The sequence below is a fragment of the Halalkalibacter flavus genome (genome assembly GCF_036663575.1).
Classification (GTDB): Bacteria; Bacillota; Bacilli; order Bacillales; family Bacillaceae_D; genus Halalkalibacter; species Halalkalibacter flavus.
On record NZ_JAWRVK010000020.1, the window covers coordinates 45,042 to 64,198 of the forward strand.

Annotated in this window: 16 protein-coding genes and 2 pseudogenes; 10 read left to right on the forward strand and 8 right to left on the reverse strand. The window is 38.4% G+C overall.

Going from position 1 to position 19,157, the window contains the following annotated elements:
* The first annotated feature begins 45 nt into the window (after window positions 1-45).
* Entirely contained in the window at window positions 46-1,659 is a 1,614-nt protein-coding gene (locus SAY88_RS14280) for a glutathione ABC transporter substrate-binding protein (RefSeq protein ID WP_332632480.1), read from the forward strand.
* 143 nt (window positions 1,660-1,802) lie between these two features.
* On the opposite strand, the pseudogene SAY88_RS14290 reads toward SAY88_RS14280, so the two are convergent.
* The 4 genes and pseudogenes from SAY88_RS14290 to SAY88_RS14305 form a co-directional block, all read right to left on the reverse strand.
* Window positions 1,803-3,310: pseudogene (locus SAY88_RS14290) on the reverse strand (BCCT family transporter).
* 265 nt (window positions 3,311-3,575) lie between these two features.
* A complete protein-coding gene (locus tag SAY88_RS14295) occupies window positions 3,576-3,845 on the reverse strand; it encodes a hypothetical protein (protein ID WP_332632482.1) in 270 nt (89 codons plus the stop codon).
* Between the two features lie 617 nt (window positions 3,846-4,462).
* Complete coding sequence (gene tatA, locus SAY88_RS14300) at window positions 4,463-4,684, reverse strand: twin-arginine translocase TatA/TatE family subunit (protein WP_332632483.1); 222 nt, start codon at window positions 4,682-4,684, stop codon at window positions 4,463-4,465.
* Between the two features lie 21 nt (window positions 4,685-4,705).
* Entirely contained in the window at window positions 4,706-6,145 is a 1,440-nt protein-coding gene (locus SAY88_RS14305) for an alkaline phosphatase PhoX (protein ID WP_332632484.1), read from the reverse strand.
* A 468-nt stretch (window positions 6,146-6,613) separates the two neighbouring features.
* On the opposite strand from SAY88_RS14305, the gene ppc reads away from it, so the two are divergent.
* A complete protein-coding gene (ppc, locus tag SAY88_RS14310; RefSeq protein WP_332632485.1) occupies window positions 6,614-9,367 on the forward strand; it encodes a phosphoenolpyruvate carboxylase in 2,754 nt (917 codons plus the stop codon).
* Between the two features lie 322 nt (window positions 9,368-9,689).
* Here ppc and SAY88_RS14315 read toward each other — a convergent pair whose 3' ends face one another.
* Together SAY88_RS14315 and SAY88_RS14320 are read right to left on the reverse strand one after the other, a co-directional pair.
* The gene (locus tag SAY88_RS14315) at window positions 9,690-10,400 is read right to left on the reverse strand and encodes a DUF3270 family protein (RefSeq protein WP_332632486.1); all 711 of its coding nucleotides are present in this window, start codon (window positions 10,398-10,400) and stop codon (window positions 9,690-9,692) included.
* Between the two features lie 157 nt (window positions 10,401-10,557).
* Window positions 10,558-11,112, reverse strand: coding sequence for a YpiB family protein (locus tag SAY88_RS14320; protein WP_332632487.1), 555 nt, complete (start codon window positions 11,110-11,112; stop codon window positions 10,558-10,560).
* Window positions 11,113-11,265: 153 nt separating this feature from the next.
* On the opposite strand from SAY88_RS14320, the gene SAY88_RS14325 reads away from it, so the two are divergent.
* The 7 genes from SAY88_RS14325 (at window position 11,266) to SAY88_RS14355 (ending at window position 17,154) form a co-directional block, all read left to right on the forward strand.
* Complete coding sequence (locus SAY88_RS14325) at window positions 11,266-11,694, forward strand: GNAT family N-acetyltransferase (protein WP_332632488.1); 429 nt, start codon at window positions 11,266-11,268, stop codon at window positions 11,692-11,694.
* A gap of 341 nt (window positions 11,695-12,035) precedes the next feature.
* Window positions 12,036-13,610 carry a Vga family ABC-F type ribosomal protection protein gene (locus SAY88_RS14330; RefSeq protein WP_332632489.1) on the forward strand — a complete coding sequence of 525 codons (1,575 nt, stop codon included), beginning with the start codon at window positions 12,036-12,038 and terminating at the stop codon, window positions 13,608-13,610.
* Between the two features lie 173 nt (window positions 13,611-13,783).
* Window positions 13,784-14,815: an agmatine deiminase family protein gene (locus tag SAY88_RS14335; protein ID WP_332632522.1), complete on the forward strand. Its 1,032-nt coding sequence runs from the start codon at window positions 13,784-13,786 to the stop codon at window positions 14,813-14,815.
* A gap of 18 nt (window positions 14,816-14,833) precedes the next feature.
* The gene (gene aguB, locus SAY88_RS14340) at window positions 14,834-15,712 is read left to right on the forward strand and encodes an N-carbamoylputrescine amidase (RefSeq protein ID WP_332632523.1); all 879 of its coding nucleotides are present in this window, start codon (window positions 14,834-14,836) and stop codon (window positions 15,710-15,712) included.
* A gap of 74 nt (window positions 15,713-15,786) precedes the next feature.
* Window positions 15,787-16,218, forward strand: a complete 432-nt coding sequence (locus SAY88_RS14345) for a VOC family protein (RefSeq protein ID WP_332632490.1) — start codon at window positions 15,787-15,789, stop codon at window positions 16,216-16,218.
* Between the two features lie 41 nt (window positions 16,219-16,259).
* Window positions 16,260-16,427 (forward strand): hypothetical protein, encoded by a 168-nt coding sequence (locus SAY88_RS14350; protein ID WP_332632491.1) that lies wholly within the window; start codon window positions 16,260-16,262, stop codon window positions 16,425-16,427.
* 130 nt (window positions 16,428-16,557) lie between these two features.
* Window positions 16,558-17,154 carry a DNA-3-methyladenine glycosylase gene (locus SAY88_RS14355; RefSeq protein WP_431308876.1) on the forward strand — a complete coding sequence of 199 codons (597 nt, stop codon included), beginning with the start codon at window positions 16,558-16,560 and terminating at the stop codon, window positions 17,152-17,154.
* A 133-nt stretch (window positions 17,155-17,287) separates the two neighbouring features.
* On the opposite strand, the pseudogene SAY88_RS14360 reads toward SAY88_RS14355, so the two are convergent.
* Both SAY88_RS14360 and SAY88_RS14365 read right to left on the reverse strand, forming a co-directional pair.
* Window positions 17,288-17,379, reverse strand: a pseudogene (locus SAY88_RS14360) (anti-repressor SinI family protein); the annotation flags it as partial.
* A 229-nt stretch (window positions 17,380-17,608) separates the two neighbouring features.
* Entirely contained in the window at window positions 17,609-17,914 is a 306-nt protein-coding gene (locus tag SAY88_RS14365) for a DUF3817 domain-containing protein (protein WP_250096450.1), read from the reverse strand.
* 282 nt (window positions 17,915-18,196) lie between these two features.
* Here SAY88_RS14365 and SAY88_RS14370 point away from each other — a divergent pair, with 282 nt between their 5' ends.
* Window positions 18,197-19,099 carry an EAL domain-containing protein gene (locus tag SAY88_RS14370; RefSeq protein ID WP_332632493.1) on the forward strand — a complete coding sequence of 301 codons (903 nt, stop codon included), beginning with the start codon at window positions 18,197-18,199 and terminating at the stop codon, window positions 19,097-19,099.
* Window positions 19,100-19,157: the final 58 nt, after the last annotated feature.

Here is a 19,157-nt window from a genome sequence, read left to right on the forward strand (position 1 = left end):
TTATTTAGACAAAAACCTGAAAATTCAATTATCAGGGAGGGTAACATGTTTAAAAGCAAATCATTAAAAACAGGAATTTTTTCATTGGCATTTGGTTTCATGCTCGTAGGTTGTGCGAGTGAGCCAAGTTCAGGGGATGATGTTGAACAAGAAGTGGAACCTGGTGAAGAGAATGTAGCAATAGAAGGTGGAGAAGAAGGTGGCGACCTTGTTGTCGGCGTTCTTTCAGATGCGACTATTTTGGATCCGCATTCATCAAGTGATGTTCCATCAGGCAATGTTCAGTCAAATATTTACGAAACATTAGTGAAGTATGATACAAACATGGAGTTAGAGCCACGCCTGGCAACAAGCTGGGAGCCGATTGAGGATAAAGTTTGGGAATTTAAGCTGCAAGAAGAAGTATATTTCCATGATGGTTCTGAATTTAATGCAGAAGTAGTAAAGGCTAACATTGAGCGTATCTTAGACCCGGAAGTGGCTTCACCTCGTGCCATTTTATTTGAAATTGTTGAAGAAGTGATTGTCGTTGATGATCATACCGTTCAATTTGTTACAGAAGAGCCGTTCGCTCCACTACCTGCTCATTTAGCCCACTATGCTTCAAGTATTGTTAGTAAAGAAGCGATTGAAGCAGACTATGCAGCTGTTGAAGAAGGAGAGCAGCACGGTTCCTATATTAATGAAAACCCAATTGGAACTGGATTTTTCAAATTTGATAGCTGGAATCCTGGTGAGCAAGTTGTCTTAAATAGGTTCGAAGACTACTGGGGTGAATATGCAAAGGTAGATACCGTGACGTTTAGAATTATTCCAGAAGATTTAACTCGTATTGCTGAGCTTGAAACGGGTGCTGCGCATATTATTGATCCTGTTACACCTAGTGATTTAACCCGTGTAGAAAACACAGCGAATGCGTATATCCGTAATGCTGCAAGTATTACGTATCTTGGCTTTAACATGGAAAAAGAGCCATTTACAGATGCAAACGTAAGAAAAGCAATTGCCAAAGCTCTTAACAGAGAAGCGATGCTAGAAGGTATTTTAGATGGTACTGGAGAAGCTGCTGTGGGGCCAGTTAATAATACAAACTTTGGTTACAGTGAGAACGTGGAAGGTATTGAGCGTGATCTAGAGGCGGCTAGAGAACTTCTTGCTGAAGCTGGATATGAAGAAGAAGGTTTTGAAACAACAATTTGGACAAATGATAGCCGTGAGCGTATCGACATTGCAGAACAAACGCAAGCTGAACTAGCTCAAATTGGTATCGATGTTAACATTGAAGTGGTCGAGTGGGGTGCATACCTTGAGGCAACCGCTGCTGGGGAACATGACATGTTTATTTTAGGTCTTTCTCTTGGTACAGGTGATGCTGATTACCCAATGCACATGTTATTCCATTCAAACAACGTAGGGGACGGCAACCGTGTACGTATGGCAGATGACGTATTCGATCAAATGCTTTATGATGCACGTATTGAACAAGATGAAGCAACTCGTTTAGCTCTTTATGAAGAAGCAACGAACTACTTAAACGAAGAAGTACCGATGGCATTCCTTTACCACCCATCTCATATTATGGGGTACGCTGATGGAGTGGAAGGATTCTGGGCAGACGCTTCTGGTGTGTATCAATTACAAAATGTAACGATTCAATAAAAAAGAAGTCAGTTGAGGACACTGAAAAAGGTGGATTTTCCTTTTTCGGTGCCCTCAATGCATAACAGGCGCGCAACTTGCGGAGCCGATGTACATAATTAAATATAACCTCCCAAAAAAGCCAAGCCAGGCTTACCACCTGGCTAAGGTGTTTTTTCACTCTTTAAATAAAGAAAAACAGAAACGATAATGAATAGAATTAAAAAAGTAAATGGGGGTGCAGCGATAATGGCAGCACTTTGCAACCCATCCAAACCACCGCTAATCAATATAACGCAAGATACAGCTGCAATTAACAAGCACCAAATGGTCATGACTTTATTGCTTGGATTAAGGCTGCCTCTTGAAGTAAGGACACCTAAAACAAAGGTAGCAGAATTAGCCGAAGTAATGAAGAAAATCGTTGTTAATAGTAATGCTAAAAAGCTGAGCACGACTCCTAAAGGCAGCGTATCTAAAAATAGAAAAAGCCCCGCTTCAGGATCAGACTGAATTGGACTAGCCAGGTTAGCTCCTTCAAATAACTCATAATAAAGCGCAGAACCACCAAAGGCAACAAACCACAAAATTGTACCTAGCGTCGGAACAAATAGAACACCAAGAACAAACTCTTGAAGTGTACGTCCTCTGGAAATTCTAGCAATAAACGTTCCAACAAATGGGCTCCATACAATGACCCAAGCCCAATAAAAAAGGTCCATTCGCTTAACCATTCGTTGTCACTGTACGGCATCGTTTCAAAACTTAGCGTAATAAATTGACTTATGTACATCCCAGTAGTTTTCACCATATGCTCAAGGATGAAAATGCTTGGCCCAACAATGAGCATAAAAAGGAAGAGAACACCTGCTAAGGACAAATTAAACTCACTTAAATATTTCATTCCACGGTTGATACCTGATAAAACTGAGATCATATAAATGACGGTAATGATAACGATAATGGCGATATAAAGTGTATTTCCTGATGTGAAACAAAACATTTCTTCTAAACCGCCACTTATCTGTAATGTACTTAACCCAAAAGAGGTTGCAATTCCAATTGAAGTACCGACTGTAGCCGTAATATCAATACCCTTTCCTAATGGGCCATAAATTCGCTCTCCTAAAAGGGGGTAAAAAATGGAGCGGATTAAACCAGGTAACTCTTTGCGATATTTCACTAAAGCAAGAGCCATACCAATTAATGCATAGACAGCCCAAGGGTGCATTCCCCAATGAAAGATTCCGAACAACAACCCTTCTTTAGCAGCGTTAGTACTTTCTGCTTCAACTCCTTCTGGGGGATTTATGTAATGCGACATGGGCTCAGCGACACCCCAAAAAACAAGGCCTACACCCATGCCAGCTGAAAATAACATACCGATCCAAGCAAAATAACTAAACTCTGGCTCGTCATGGCTTTTCCCTAATTGCATTTGCCGGTATGGGCCAAATGCGATAAAAAGACAGAATGCCACAACCAATGCTGTAATGACAACATAAAACCAGCCGATTGATTCAGTGATGAAAGAAAGTATGGAAGCTGTTGTATCTTCCATATGTTGTGGAGCAAAAAATCCCCAAAGGACAAAGCCGATCACAATAAAAGCAGAGATTGGCAACACGATCCCAGCCTTCTCTTGTTTGTATTGATAAGACACGAAGTACACTCCTTATTGGTTTTACAGACATGTACCCGGCTTATAATTTAGACAAACATAGCAAAAGGGGATATCCCAAAAGGTCTGCTTTTGACCTTTTGGGATATCCCCGAAGCACTGAGCGGAGTCGCTACATCTTTTAAAAACCTTGAGAAGAGTGGGTTTCTCTTCTCAAGGCGCGTAGCGAACGGAGCCATTGCAACCTCTGTTCTCGGATTTTGAGACAGCCCTGAAGCCACTAAAAAAGGTAAAAACCAACCTTTTTGTATCGTTTTTATTCATAAGAACGGTCAGAAACCTCTTTGAATGACTGCTTGTATTGCTCAAACTGTTCTCGAACTAATTGAACGGCATCTTGATTGTCGAAATCTGCAGCTTGAGAAAGAGCGTGCTCGGCTTTTTTAATCGAATTTTTTGCGTTTTCGACTGTTTGTTTTTCAGGATGTGATAACGCATCATTGATTGCTTGGTGTGCATGTTCAACAGATTGTTCAGCTTGGAATATTTGGTTTTGTCTTTGTAGACTGGACACATTATTTTTCATTATTACCTTCCTCCTTCTGTTTAGTAATGTGCGATTCAGTCACTTTTTATATACGAATTTGTTAGGTCTTTTTATGTTTAAAAAGGCGTAGGAAATCTATACCTTTAATCAGAGGAGGGCACTTGAGTTGGAGTGCTTTGGTTTTGACAGTTGTTAAGAAGCTGTTTATGAGGACATAATAAACAATTCATACAATGAGAGCTTTTCTCGAGATTATTATCGTTATTTACAAATGTCATTTTATCTTTAGGTGGAATTGAGCAGTTTGAGTGCATTGTGTATAACCTCCTATGAATTAGGAATTGCAGACATTTTTGGCTTCCAAATGGTAAGCATACTTAATGTAATACTAATTTTGTACAAAAAAATCGAAGGGATGGCAACCAGGATGTCAGAGACAAAATCGGGAGGTGTAATCAACCAGACGTGATAACAAGTATAAAATAAGCAAGAGAAGACACCGCCATAATAAAAAATAGCAAAGTTGTAATAATTCGTTTGTGTAATTCACCTAAATGGTCAACTAGCTGCAGCGTGGTCTTTTTCCATATGTAGAGCTCCTTTAATAGAAAGAGAAAGATGTAGGCAAGTCGTTTTGGCTTACATCTTTCTCTTTCTTACATGCCTGTCTTGCTTTTTGCTTTTTCAATGGCTTGGAGCTTATGCTGCTCTTCAGGTTGAGCGTTTGACTCTGTTACAAGTTCATTTGTAGCTTTCTTGAATTCCTTTAATGTGCTTCCAAATGCACGGCCAATCTCAGGAAGCTTAGATGGACCGAATATAATTAGAGCAATCACTAATATAAGAATTAAACCTGGAATTCCAATACCTGATAGCATCAAGCGACCCCTCCTGTGTATTTAAATAGTAATTCCATGGCGATCTAGTGCTGCCGCTTCTAAAACGGAAATTCCTTGTTCCTCTGCAAACACAGTGAGCTTGTCCGAAACAACAGGAGCGAAGCCAGCAGGTGGAGATGCGTGGTTCATCGCGCGTTGGCGGGCGGCGTTTCTTCTAGCGAAAGGTCCCCAAATTGCAAATGTGATTCCTGGACTTTGGATGTTAACAAATAGTGTATTTCCATCAGGGGAGAACACAGGGCCAGCAAATTCCTCCCCATTTAAGCGGTTATAAGCAAAAGGGTATACTTCCCCTTCAGGAGTAAGACCAATAATGCGATCAGGTCCAGAACCATCTTCTGCAATCCAAAGGTCTCCCCAAGGAGTGATCGTAATATTATCAGGCGCGCGTAAGTCATTGGCGCTTGAAGATTCATAAAAAAGTTCTAGTGTATTCGTAGTTGGGAAGTAACGATACACACGTCCATGTCTGCCTTTACCTGCATTTGTATCATCAAACCAAAATGCGCCAGCTGAAAACCATGCTCCCTCTAATCGACTGAAACGAATACACCCTAATGCATCAGCATCTTCTTTTGCTCGCTCTGGTTTGACTTCTTTCCAAACGATCCCATATTTTTGTCCGCTTGAAAATTGACTTGCCTGATTGGACGGAAGCTCATCAAATGCAGCTGCTTCAAGAATGCCGCCTTTTTGTAAAGAACCAAGCTTTTGGCTTCTATCATGTGGAGTGAAACGGTAGAAAAAGCTTGGATTGTTATCCTCTGTTAAGTACCAAATTCCTGTAGCGGGATCAACAGCACATGCTTCATGAGAGAAACATCCCATATCCCTGATTGGTGTTTTAGACATTTCGTTTTCAGGGTCATTTGGATTTACTTCAAAGACAAAGCCATGTCCCATATTTCGTGTTTCTTCACACGTTAACCAAGTACCCCAAGTGGAAGGACCCCCTGCACAGTTACGGATATTTCCTGAGTTTGTGACATACTCATCGATCACTTCATGGCTTGGTGTGACTACAAGAGCCGTTGTTCCACCTGCGGCCCCGTTACTCCAAGGGTTTTTCCCGTTTACAGGGTATTGGTGGTTTGTGCTAAGTTCATGATTTCGTACAAGGATTGTTGTGTTTTTTGGTCCTTTAAAAGCTGCCATTCCATCTAATAAACCAGGAACTAAATCACCATTTGTCATTTTGTCACCTGATTTTGAAATGATTTTGTACTGAAATCCTTTAGGAAGATCCAATATTCCATTTGGATCTTCAACTAATGGTCCATAACCTCCGAATCCACTCGATGGGTTTCCTGAAGCCGCCGCGCTGCTAGCATTTCCAGTTAATGAGAACATCCCCGTTGTGCCAAGTGTCAAAGCTAGCGTACTCATACCACCAACTTTCAAAAACTCTCTTCTGTTTAAGCCGCCATTACCAGAATTCATTACTCATACCTCCAAGGTTTATGATTGAGGTTGTTCCTGAAGCGATGTCTATTAACAAAATAACAAGTCATTGTAAGGAAATGATGAATTGCATGTTAGCGTTTTGTAAAAGAAGGAAAGTTGGTTAAAAGGTTACATTCTAACAGTAGAAATTTAAAATAGGTAAAGAAGAAAAGGGATAAATATCCTATTTATGAATGGGGCAAGCTGGGTTTGTAACCGGTGAGTGAGAATGATGATAAGTACATTGCATTGATCAATAGAAAAAGTATTAAGGGCATTTGAAAAGTTATAGTAGAACACTAAATTATCAGAAAAGATTGGCTATTCTCAGGGTTTTCTGATAAAATATACTACAATGCACTTAGGGACGGAAATTGACCTTGAGGGACTAAGTGTGTCCCTGATTAGTTGTGGTATAATATAAGGAAAGCAGTGCAACTTAGATTTAAATAGGGGGATTAGTAAATGATTAATGTAACAGACAATAACTCTCTTTTACGCAATGATGTCAAAAAATTAGGTAATATTTTAGGAGAGATTCTCGTACATCATGGTGGTATCTCGCTATTTAATAAAGTCGAAACAATTCGAGAGATGACCAAGAACTTAAGAAAAGATTACAATGAACAAGACTATAAAAAATTAAAAGAAGAGATTAGTACATTAAAGCCACCTGTACGTCAACAGGTCATTCGTGCATTCTCTATTTACTTTCATTTAATTAATATCGCTGAGCAAAACCATCGTATTCGTCGCAGCCGCGAGTATCAGCTGCAAGAAGATGGAGTCATCCAACCTGTATCTCTAGAAAGCGCGATGATTTCTATTAAAGAAAATGACTTCTCTAATGAAGTGATTCAAAAAGTGTTAAATGATCTGTCAATTGAATTAATTATTACAGCACACCCAACAGAAGCGACAAAGCGTACGGTGCTTGAAATACAAAAAAGAATTTCAAAGCTTCTTCAAGAATTCGACAATCCTCTGTTAACAAAAAAAGAAAGAACAACTCTTGAAGAAAGTTTATTTAATGAAGTAACAGCTTTATGGCAAACGGATGAATTGCGACAACGTAAACCGACCGTTTTAGATGAAGTGAAAAATGGTCTTTATTACTTTAACGAAACGTTATTTGATACATTGCCTGATATTCATCAGGACCTAGAGGCTCAGTTAGACCAACACTTCCCAGATCATAAGTGGAAAGTCCCGAACTTTCTTCACTTCGGTTCGTGGATAGGGGGAGACCGTGATGGAAACCCAAATGTAACTCCAGAAGTGACATGGGAGACATTGAAATTACAGCGTCAAGTTGCTCTTAAAAAGTATGAAGACTCAATTGTTGACCTTATGAAGCGCTTTAGTCAAACTACAACTAGAGTTGATTTAAGTGAAGTGTTAATTGATTCAGTTGAAAGAGACGAGCAGGCTTATATGGAGACAGGAGAAGCATGGCCAATTAAGTCTGAAATTTACCGACGTAAGTTTGCTGTCATGTTAAAGCGTCTTCGTCAAGTTGGCGAATCAGAAGTCGGATATCAAAATGCGGAAGAGTTTTTAAGTGATTTGATTTTAGTTAGGGATAGCGCTGAGCAGCATCAACCATCGAACCATAAGTTAAAAACGATTCGAAAGCTCATTCGTCAAGCAGAGCTGTTTGGTTTCCATTTAGCAACGCTTGATATTAGAAATCATAGTGGTGAGCACGAAGCAGCTGTGTCTGAAATTTTGAAAGTAGTTGGAATTGCTGAAAATTATGCATCTCTTCCAGAAGAGGAGAAGGTAGCTATTCTTGAGCAAGTCCTTAGTGAACCAAGACCTCTATTATTACTAGAAGAAGATTATTCGAAAGAAACACAAGAAACATTTAAAGTATTTAAGATGATTAAACAAGCTCATAAAGAATTTGGAAGACGTTCAATCGAAGTGTATCTTGTCAGTATGACTCAATCACCAAGTGACTTATTAGAAGTTCTTGTTCTTGCAAAAGAAGCTGGCATTTATCGTCTTCATGCGGATGGAAAAGTAGAGAGTCATTTGCATGTAGCACCGCTTCTTGAAACAATTGATGATTTAGTTGCTGGTCCAAAAATTATGAAGACGCTGTTTGAAATGGATGTATATCGCAACCACATTAAAGAGCGAGGAAACCATCAAGAAATTATGCTAGGGTATTCCGATGGAAGCAAAGATGGTGGAACATTAACAGCGAACTGGAAATTATTCAAAGCTCAGCAAGAGATTCATAATATGGCAAAAGAGTTTGATATTCGCTTGAAATTCTTCCATGGTCGTGGTGGATCATTAGGCCGCGGAGGTGGCCCGTTAAACCGCAGCATTCTTTCACAGCCATCAGAAACATTAGGCGATGGCGTGAAAATTACGGAGCAAGGTGAAGTATTATCATCACGCTATTTGCTGGAGGATATCGCTTATCGAAACCTTGAACAAGCAGCATCTGCTTTGTTAGAAGGTTTTGCTAAAGCACATAAGAATCCAGTACAAGGACATTTCCGTGATAAGAAGTGGGAAGATGCGATGGAGGAAATGTCACAAACTTCCTTAAAGAAATATCAATCGCTCGTTTTCCAAGATAAAGATTTCTTAAAATACTTTACTCAAGCTACACCTTTAAATGAGTTAGGAGCCTTAAATATTGGATCGCGTCCAATGAAACGTAAAGGTAGTGAGCGTTTTGAGGATTTACGTGCCATTCCTTGGGTGTTTGCTTGGACACAATCAAGACAAATGATTCCAGCTTGGTATGCTGCAGGTACAGGATTACAAACATTTGTCGGACAAAGTGCAGAGAATCTAGCATTGCTTCAAGAAATGTATAAAAAGTGGCCGTTCTTCCAAGCGACGATTAATAATTTACAAATGGCATTAATGAAAGCAGACCTAACAACAGCTAAAGAATATATTCATCTTGTTCAGGATAAGGAGATCGGAGAAAGAATCTTCAAAAATATTTCTGAAGAATATAAACTAACAAAAGATGTTCTCTTGCAAATTACTGGTAATGAAGAACTTCTTGATCATACACCAAATATTCAAGAGTCCGTTTACAGACGTAATCCATACGTTGATCCACTCAACTTCCTACAAGTTGATTTAATTCAAAAAATGCGCGAATCAGATGAGAAATCTGAGGAGTTACTTACAGAAGTGCTGCTAACGATCAGTGGTGTCGCTGCTGGGCTAGTGAATACAGGTTGATATAGAACATCCGCTGTAATATGTTGCAGCGGATGTTTTTTCTTACCCTACATTTCTTATTTTAAAGGCTGTTTTTCATAACGGTTGATGCTGTGAAGAAACGTTTTTCTCGTAGGGAAATGGAGCGTAAGTCACTCGACTCCTGCGGGATGCAGAGGTAGGGTCGAGACCCCACAGGCGCAGCCGAGGAGGCTCGGCACCTCCCCGCGGAAAGCGAGTGGCTGGAGCGCAATGGAACGAACATGAGGAGAACACGTATCCCAAAAAACAACAATGTATGCGAAAACAGCCTTTTTAAAAGACTAACTGTCAAAATACTTTATTACCACTCAAAAAAGAACTTGAGCGCAAATGTAATGAGTGTATAGGATATCACCCCGAAAGCGAAGGTAGGGAAGTGGGCATGTTGTTCGTTTGGTAACTCATTTTTTAAAACGTTTAAAATCATAGCACCTGAAATAAAAGCAAAAATCATAGCCTGTGCGAAGGAAGAAAGGGTAACAAATACTCCGATAATCCAACCTATGATAATGCCTGATGCAATGACAAACCTGCCTACAAGGTTATATTGTTTCGGATTCTCACGCCAAAGATCGTGGGCAACAGCTATGAAATGGAGACCAATCGCTATCCCGTAAAAAACGGATTGTATCCCTGTGACATTTGACGCCATAACGATATATACGATTAACATATTATAAATTGTAAAGAAGATAATTTGCAGCCAAAGAGTAGAACGATTATCCTGACTTTGCACAACTTGTTTAAACGTTTTTTGTATACCGTAAAATATCAGCAAGCCAAGTAATCCAACAAAATAAAGCTCTGATTCCATTGTTAGATTATCGGTATATACTTCCACAGTTTGTTGTTCCCTGTGCATGGATGGGAGTATATAGACAAACACATAAGAAACTGCCATCCCACCTGAAAACGAAAGCCATTTTCTACGACGAATTTGATTGGCCGGAATGAAATTGTTGGCAAAAAGGTGAATGATAATAAATAGAATACCTAATAAATAAGCAGACATAATGACACTCCTTATTTAACAGTACCCACACTTTTGAAAAGGGAAACGTGGTGTAAGACTAACCGATCTGATTTTGGAAAGTACGAAAGGCAAACACTCAGTTTAGGATGTTTGCCTTTCGTTTCACGTGAAACATTAACTTTAAAATTGCGACAATTTATGATTCCTGCATGTTTTTAAGTTCTTGTAATCTCTCAACAAGCTTATTAAAAAGCGGTTTATCATTTTGGTCGAGCGCTTCATCAATTTGCATTCTAATTTTTTCAATTTCTTGATCGAGAAGAGCCTTCTCTATAATAAAATTTGTTTCCTTTTCATATTCCTTAAATTGCTTATATTGAACAAATGAATTTGTTTGTGACTCGACTAGGTTGAGGTAGCGGTGATTTGATTGTTTTCCATAGAAATGAAGTTTTACATATATTTTTTCTGCAGGATTACTCATAAGGTCACCGAGGGCTTTTGATACATCTTCTGATTTACGCTTATTGTAATAATAAACAAAACCAGACTTATCTGAATGCATACTTGAAATAACAAAGGTTCTTCCTTTTGATGGGACCGTTTCGACAAAGGAAAGGTTCTCAAGTATATGATGGTTTTTCAATATATGTTCAAGCAACATCCTTACATCTTTATGCTTAAGCTGGTGCTGTTCTAAAAACCATTTTAAAAAACTACTTTTTTCTGCTGCGGATACCCAGTTTCTCATAAACACCACCCTGAAATTCTACTTTCTTCAAGCATAACATGATATACATATATTTCAATTAAGAACGTGTTGTTTCAAACCAAATAGTCTGATAACAATTTAGTAACTTATGAATATAATAGGATACCAGTTTGATAAAGGGGGGAGTGGCGGGTGTTCATTCGAAGGGCTACTGCCGAAGAGCTGAGGTTTATTCAAAGTTATGCGCCAATCGTACAGCAAGAAGCTACTTTAGGCTATATGGATGGGAAACATGTATTGAATGAAGAGATGCACTATCATTATAAAGCAGAATACTTCACATTATTGGATAATCATCGAATTTGTGGATGGGTTCTGTTAGGAGAAGCAAAGACACCAGTTAATTCTGAGACGATGGGAATGGTCTTAGAGTTATATGTGTTACAACCTTATCGAAAAAAAGGGTTTGGTCATATGTTAATGAATTATGCTCTCCATTATTTTAAGCAAAAAAAATTAAAGAAAGTACAGTTAAACGTTTTTGCTGGGAACTTTGCAAAAAAACTTTATGAACAAATGGGCTTTAAAGATGTTTCCACGCTTATGGAAAGGCCATTATAAAAATGTTTCATGTGAAACAATAGGTTAGCCCATTGACAAATCCTTACAGGCCGATTATAGTTTGAGTAACAAATTGATGGAAGGGTGACCCAACTACAATGAAGTACTAATCCTATTTACGAAAGCAATCAATTGAAGGTGTTTTTTGCAGATGAATATTCTGCTTTCTTTAACATGCCTTCAATGGGAGTTTTCAGGATAGGATTGGATTTCTATAGTTGAGCCTAAAAGGAGTAGTCTCTTTCTTTTTGGTGTGCACCTATATTTATGCCTCCTATTCTGACTGTAGATAGGGGGCATTTTCATGTCCCCAAAAACATAATGAAGATGGGGATGATTGTATGATTTTATTAGAAGCTCAAAAAATAAAGCAATATATAAAAGAACGAATCCTATTTAGTATAGACCATATCCAAATTCATAAAAATGATCGTATTGGCTTAGTAGGGAAAAATGGCAGTGGGAAAACAACTTTATTGCATGTATTAGCAGGAAAGAAATTGCCGGAAAAAGGGCGGATTATTTCTCATACTCAAAGTGAACTGCTACCGCAGCTAAAAAGGACAGACACAACAAAAAGCGGTGGAGAAGTAACTCAGGAGTACATTAATGAAGCAATTATAAAAGATCCTGAACTATTGTTTGCTGATGAACCAACGACAAACTTAGATACAAAACATATTGAGTGGTTAGAAAAGAAGTTATCTAAGTGGAAGGGAGCATTTGTTATCGTTTCACATGACAGAGCCTTTCTTGATGCTCTTTGTACAAAGGTATGGGAAATTGAGGAGGGGAAGATTAAAGAGTATAAAGGAAACTATCAAGACTATGCAAAACAAAAACGTTTAGAGATAAGGCAAGAACAACAAGCCTATGAAATATATGAAAAAAAGAAAAAACAGTTGGAAGAAGCATTGAAACAAAAGGAGAAAAAAGCAGACAGAGCAACGAAAACACCCAAAAAGGTTAGCAAATCAGAAGCGAGAATTACAGGAGCAAAGCCATACTTTGCTAAAAAACAAAAGAAGTTGCAACAGGCGGCTAAAGCGATTGAAACGAGATTAGAAAAGCTTGAAAAGGTAGATAAAGTTAGAGAGAATCCACCACTTAAAATGAATCTTCCAAATGAAGAAACATTTAAAGGTCGAATTATCCTTCGCGTACAGGAGGTATCTTCAAGAATTGGCGAAAGGGTTCTCTGGAATAACACAAGCTTTCAAGTTCGTGGTGGTGATAAACTGGCGATTATCGGACCGAATGGAAGCGGAAAAACGACATTAATTAAAAAAATCATCGATCAAGCGAATGGTATTACAATCTCTCCAGCTATGAAATTGGGTTATTTCAGTCAAAACCTTACGATAATAGATAGGAAGAAATCGATATTAGAAAATGTTCGCTCTACTTCAAAGCATGATGAAACATTCATTCGAACGGTCTTGGCAAGGTTACATTTCTTTCGGGGTGATGTGTATAAACTTGGGGAAATTTTAAGTGGAGGGGAGAGAGTAAAAGTCGCATTAGCGAAGTTATTTTTGAGTGATAGTAATACGTTAGTTTTAGATGAACCAACGAATTTTCTTGATATGGAGGCTGTTGAAGCATTAGAGTCACTTTTAAAAGAGTATGAAGGAAGCGTGATCTTTGTCTCACATGACCGACGTTTTATTGAACAGGTTGCCACTCGAATATTGGAAATACGAAATAAAGAGATTCAATTGTTTGAGGGAACGTATCATCAATACAAACAGCCAAAAAAAGAAGAAAAACGAAACTCAGCGGAAGACAAACGTCTATTAATTGAAACAAGAATATCGGAAGTGTTAGGGCGATTAAGTGTGGAACCATCTGGTGCGCTAGAGAAAGAGTTTCAGGAGCTGTTAGAAGAGAAAAGAAGATTGAATTCAGAAGTGTAGGTTGAGTTGAATTTTGAGGGACTAGAGGAAGTTGTTTTTTTATTTTTCCTTAGTTAGTAGCTGATGAAAAAAGACTTTTTTAGTCCCTTACAATTTGAGTACGAAGTGATTTTGTTATATGATTTGAAAATACGATGCTTCAAAAAATAACTGTAAAAAGAGTGATGGAACCGATGTATCCAAAAGAATTAAATTATCAAATGCCTGCAGAGTGGACAACTCATCAGCGTACATTCATTTCTTGGCCTGTTCAAGATTCGATGGTCTATCCTGATGATTATGAACATGTTTGGAATGGCTACGCTGAACTTGTACATGCAATTGCTGAGTTCGAGCCCGTATCAATTGTCACAAATCGAGATGATATAGAAAAGTTGAAGGCAATTTTTGTAGATGAACGAGTGGGATTTTTACCAATTGAGCATAATGATGCATGGCTGCGAGATAATGGACCTACGTTTGTCAAAAATGATGATGGGGACATCGCAGGGATTAATTGGATTTTTAATGCGTGGGGAGAAAAGTACTCGCCGTGGAAATTAGATAATGATGTGGCACCGAAAATCTTAGAGCATTTTAATATTAAAAGATTTGATGCTCAAATAGTGATGGAAGGTGGATCATTTCATGTTGATGGCGAAGGAACGTTGCTGACAACCGAAGAGTGCCTGTTAAACCCAAATCGAAATCCTGATCTATCAAAGGAACAAGTGGAACAATACTTAAAAGATTATTTAAATATTGAAAAGGTTATTTGGTTGAATAGAGGTTTAAGTGGAGATGAGACAGATGGTCATGTTGACAATGTGGCTTGTTTTGCAGAACCAGGTAAGGTAATTATGCAAGTGTGTCATGATCCTAGTGACGATAATTATCAAATCACACAAGAAAACCTTGAGATCTTGCGCAAAGTAACAGATGCGAAAGGACGAAAGCTTGAGGTCATTGAGATTGAGCAACCGCCAGCATCACATTTTGAAGAGAGCCGACTAACGCTTAGCTATCTTAATTTTTATTTTGTAAATGACGGAATTATTTTACCGGTGTTTGGCGGTACAGCGAAAGAAACCGATCAAAAAGCAATTGACGTCTTGCAACGAACATTCCCTGATCGTAAAATCCGCACAATTGATGGAATGGCTATCATTAAAGAAGGTGGAAATGTTCATTGTACAACACAGCAGATGCCTGCTGAAGGAAAGTAGAAGAAGAGGTGAATGGACTTGAGAAAAGTGAAAGTAGCAGCTACACAAATGAGCTGTTCTAATAATATAGAAGAAAATATAAAGAAAGCCGACAAGTTAGTAAGGGAAGCAGCAAGTCAAGGTGCACAAATCATTCAAATTCAAGAATTGTTTGAAACACCTTACTTCTGTCAAAAGGAAAAATCTGATTATTATATTTATGCAACAGAAGTAGAAAAAAACAAAGCCATTAACCATTTTAAAAAGGTCGCTAAAGAGCTTGAAGTTGTACTTCCGATTAGCTTTTACGAAAAGAAAAATAATGCTCGTTACAACTCGTTAGCTGTAATTGATGCTGATGGGGAAGTACTAGGTGTTTATCGTAAAAGTCATATTCCAGATGGCCCTGGCTATGAAGAAAAATTTTATTTTAACCCTGGCGACACAGGGTTCAAAGTTTGGGACACACGCTATGCGAAAATCGGAATAGGTGTTTGTTGGGATCAGTGGTATCCTGAAGCAGCTAGATGTATGGCGCTAATGGGTGCTGAAATTTTATTTTACCCGACTGCCATTGGTTCAGAGCCACATGATGATACAATTGACTCCAAGGACCATTGGCAAACAGTTATGCTAGGGCATGCCGCATCGAATTTAGTACCAGTTGTAGCCTCGAACAGAGTAGGGGTAGAAGAAGATGAAGATTTCAAAATTACGTTCTATGGTTCTTCTTTTATTGCTGGACCTCAAGGAAACAAAGTGACTGAAGCCGATCGAACAGAAGAAACGGTCCTTGTTGCTGAATTTGACCTTGATGCGTTAGACATTCAACGCATCGAGTGGGGCATTTTCCGTGACCGCAGACCTGATTTATATAAAATTATTACTTCATACGATGGTGAGTTAATTATTAAGTAGCGTAAAGGATCTGATCTTTTTCAGAACCAACGGTCAGATCCTTTTATAACACTCTACGTAAAGGAGATCGGAATATGACCCGTTTACTTCCTTATTTAGTGTTGGATGGCAATGCAAAAGAAGCAGTTGAGTTTTATGAAAGAGCTTTGCGTGCAAATGTGATTGGAATTCAAACCTTTGGTGAAATGCCGGCAAATCCTGATTTTCCATTACCAGATTCGGCTAAGGATCGAGTATCACATGCGATGATCAAAGTTGGTGAGACAGATATGATGCTCTCGGATACATTTCCAGGCACACCTTATGAAAAAGGAAACCATGTAACAATTTGTATTATGGCTGATACGAAAGAACAGGCAAAAGGCTTCTATGACTCTTTGCAAGAAGGTGGACAAGTGACGATGCCCCTTCAGGAAACATTTTGGAGTCCAGCTTATGGGATTGTCATTGATAAATTTGGTGTGACATTTCAGATTTCGACTGAAAGTGGACAGGAGTCTCTTTAAACATTAGTTCTCTTCAAAAGTCTCTAGACGAATTAGATGAATTGCTTGCAGACGAGGGAACATCTGATGAGGTAAAAAAGGAAGCTGAAGTAGACAAAGAAAAGTTATTGCATGCGTTAGAGTACTACGATTGGCTTAATCGTCTAATTGATAGCATTGAATCAAAAGAGATTTTTGAATATATTCCAAAGAGAAAAGACGTTAAGTAGAGGCAGACCTAGGACAAACCAATGGCTCTGTTATTTAGATAGAAGGAATGGAAAAGGAAAAATGACCTTTTCTGTTCTTTTTTTGTCCTTGTTTCTTACTTTGGTAAACTAAAAGGAAACAACGATAGAGGTGAGTAGTTTGAACGTTCAACCATTAAAAGCAGATTTTTTCGAGCAACCTACACTCGATCTAGCACAGGCTTTACTTGGCCAAATTCTTGTTAAGGAAACAAAGGAGGGAGTTGCATCTGGGTGGATTGTTGAAACAGAAGCATATATTGGACCTGGTGACCGAGCGGCACATAGTTTTGGAAACCGTCGAACAAAGAGAACGGAAGTCATGTTTGGGCCACCAGGACATTTCTATACATATGTTATGCATACCCACTGTTTAGTCAATGTTGTGAGTGGAGAAGTGGGACATCCTGAAGCTGTTTTGGTTAGAGCTGTTGAACCTTATCATGGAATTGAACTAATGTATGAGCGTCGAGGGCAAGAGAAAAGAGAAAAGGATTTAACAAATGGTCCAGGGAAACTAACTAAAGCATTAGGTATAACGAAACTGGATTATGGCCTTCCTTGCAATAAGCAACCACTCTTTATCGCAGAGGGAAAAAGAAGTGGAATCATTGAAAGTGGGCCTAGAATTGGGATTGAAAACAGTGGAGAAGCGAGGGATTATCCTTGGAGGTATTGGTTGTCAGGCAATCGGTTTGTCTCTAAATAATAAGAATAAGCTTTCTTAAATAAATTACTTAACATAAAATAAATATAGAGGGTGGCTCTATTTCGTAGACACAAGTTGCTTCATAAGAAAGCCAAGGAGGTCTATACATCAATAATAAAGTCACCTATGTGTATTAAATTTGATTATTTTTCCACTTAGTAAACTCTAAATACTCTCTAAACTGCTCCTTGCTAATGCCGGAATCCATGGCCTCTTTTCTAGCTCAATCCAAGCATCGTCCAATTTTACAAATGAAGTTAATGAAAATTAGTTACCTAATAATACTAATTACTTATGAATTAAGAGTTATTTGTAAATGTCCTTACGTTTTGATGAGGCCGTAAAACGATAGAGACAGCCGGCTTTGATTTTCTTCAAAGCCGGCTGTCGAATAAAAAACCATGTCTAATTTTCTCACAAATCTGTTCAAAGTCATCCCTTTTTGAACAAACTCTTACAAACTTTTTGTTACGGGTTCTTCTTTTATTAATTTTGCATCAAAAATAAACGGGCCAAATGGAATAACAGATGCAATAGCTGCTAGTAGCCCTTTTTTAAATGACCATCTTTCAGTAAACATGACAAATGCTAGAACGACAAAGTAAAGCATGAACAATATACCATGAATCCATCCAGTGACCGTGACCATCATTGGCATATCAAACATATATTTTAATGGCATAGCAATGCCTAGTAGAAGGATGAAAGAAAGCCCTTCTATATAACTGACAAAACGAAATAATTTAAGTGTTGAACTCATAATGATCATCTCCAATTAAAGTGGACTCGTTGTCATATCTACGTTGTATTATAGCAAATTATTAATATAAGTGTTTTTCTAATTCGTGACGATTTAGAAAAACACATTTAGCCTAGAAATGAATACGCTATAAGGCAAAGTGGATTAGGGAGGTTGTAATATGTATCCAGCTTTTCCCTATTATGATAAAGAGACGAAGTGTAAAGAACAGCCTGTTGCATTTCCACAGTAAACGGTGTGAAACTCGTTATGGAGACCGCGGTAGGAGTGAGTTTCCAAGAGATGGGGACAAAGTCAGAGTTGAGCCTGCTTAATGAAGCGTATCATGCTATGTTGCAGGCAAAACAAGAGAAGGGGAATTCTGTAAAGGTATTTGATATGAATCGTCAAACTGAAGTAATGAGATCAAAACCTCATCTAATTCACGAATTAAAAAAGGCGATTGTGAACAAGGAGTTTGTCGTCTATTTCCAACCAATTGTCAATGCTACAACAGGAGGAGTTCATTATGAGGCATTATTGCGTTGGTTTAGTTCGAAGTTAGGACCGGTACCACCAGATGCATTTATTATGGCTGCAGAAGAAAGTGACTTTATTCAAGAGATCGATGCATGGGTGGTTGAAAAGGTTTGTGAGCATATCGCGAACTCTCATGAAGAGCTACGTCATGTTTCGATAAATCTATTAATTAAAACGTTTCAATCGACTGAGCTAGAAACGAAGCTTCTTGCAGCTTGTTCAAAACACGGAATTGACCCAAGCTTCATAGAACTTGAATTAACTGAACACACCCTTTTAGAAGATGAACAATTGTTAATTGAGAAGTTAGGTTGTTTACGTAAGTCAGGGTTCAAAGTAGCAATCGATGATTTTGGTATGAGGCATGCTTCTATTAATTATTTACGGGTGCTGCCCGTAGATAAGATAAAGATTGATAAAGCATTTGTGCAAAATTTAAAAAGAAATTCAAAAGAGCATCATATTATTACATCGATTCTTACTTTAGCTAAGAAGATTGGCGTAAGAGTAACGGCAGAAGGTGTTGAGACAGTGGAACAAGCCAAAATGCTAGTAGAAGCTTCTTGCGATGAGCTACAAGGTTATCTCTTTGGCAAACCAACTCCTAATGAAATTGTCCAAAAGGCTTCTAAACAAGCAAGAGAGCAATGGAGTAGTTTGTTATAAGTCCTACAGCCAATTATGGTGGCGCGATTATTGGTTCGAGATAACTCGTGCTATAATG

Bases quoted from the DNA above. Each gene is read 5' to 3' on its own strand.
- SAY88_RS14365 (WP_250096450.1), bottom strand. From the start codon at position 17,914: ATGAGTTCAACACTTAAATTATTTCGTTTTGTCAGTTATATAGAAGGG.
- tatA (WP_332632483.1), bottom strand. From the start codon at position 4,684: ATGCTATCAGGTATTGGAATTCCAGGTTTAATTCTTATATTAGTGATT.
- SAY88_RS14345 (WP_332632490.1), top strand. From the start codon at position 15,787: ATGACCCGTTTACTTCCTTATTTAGTGTTGGATGGCAATGCAAAAGAA.
- SAY88_RS14330 (WP_332632489.1), top strand. From the start codon at position 12,036: ATGATTTTATTAGAAGCTCAAAAAATAAAGCAATATATAAAAGAACGA.
- SAY88_RS14335 (WP_332632522.1), top strand. From the start codon at position 13,784: ATGTATCCAAAAGAATTAAATTATCAAATGCCTGCAGAGTGGACAACT.
- SAY88_RS14370 (WP_332632493.1), top strand. From the start codon at position 18,197: ATGGGGACAAAGTCAGAGTTGAGCCTGCTTAATGAAGCGTATCATGCT.
- SAY88_RS14315 (WP_332632486.1), bottom strand. From the start codon at position 10,400: ATGTCTGCTTATTTATTAGGTATTCTATTTATTATCATTCACCTTTTT.
- SAY88_RS14280 (WP_332632480.1), top strand. From the start codon at position 46: ATGTTTAAAAGCAAATCATTAAAAACAGGAATTTTTTCATTGGCATTT.
- SAY88_RS14305 (WP_332632484.1), bottom strand. From the start codon at position 6,145: ATGAATTCTGGTAATGGCGGCTTAAACAGAAGAGAGTTTTTGAAAGTT.
- SAY88_RS14320 (WP_332632487.1), bottom strand. From the start codon at position 11,112: ATGAGAAACTGGGTATCCGCAGCAGAAAAAAGTAGTTTTTTAAAATGG.
- SAY88_RS14295 (WP_332632482.1), bottom strand. From the start codon at position 3,845: ATGAAAAATAATGTGTCCAGTCTACAAAGACAAAACCAAATATTCCAA.
- ppc (WP_332632485.1), top strand. From the start codon at position 6,614: ATGATTAATGTAACAGACAATAACTCTCTTTTACGCAATGATGTCAAA.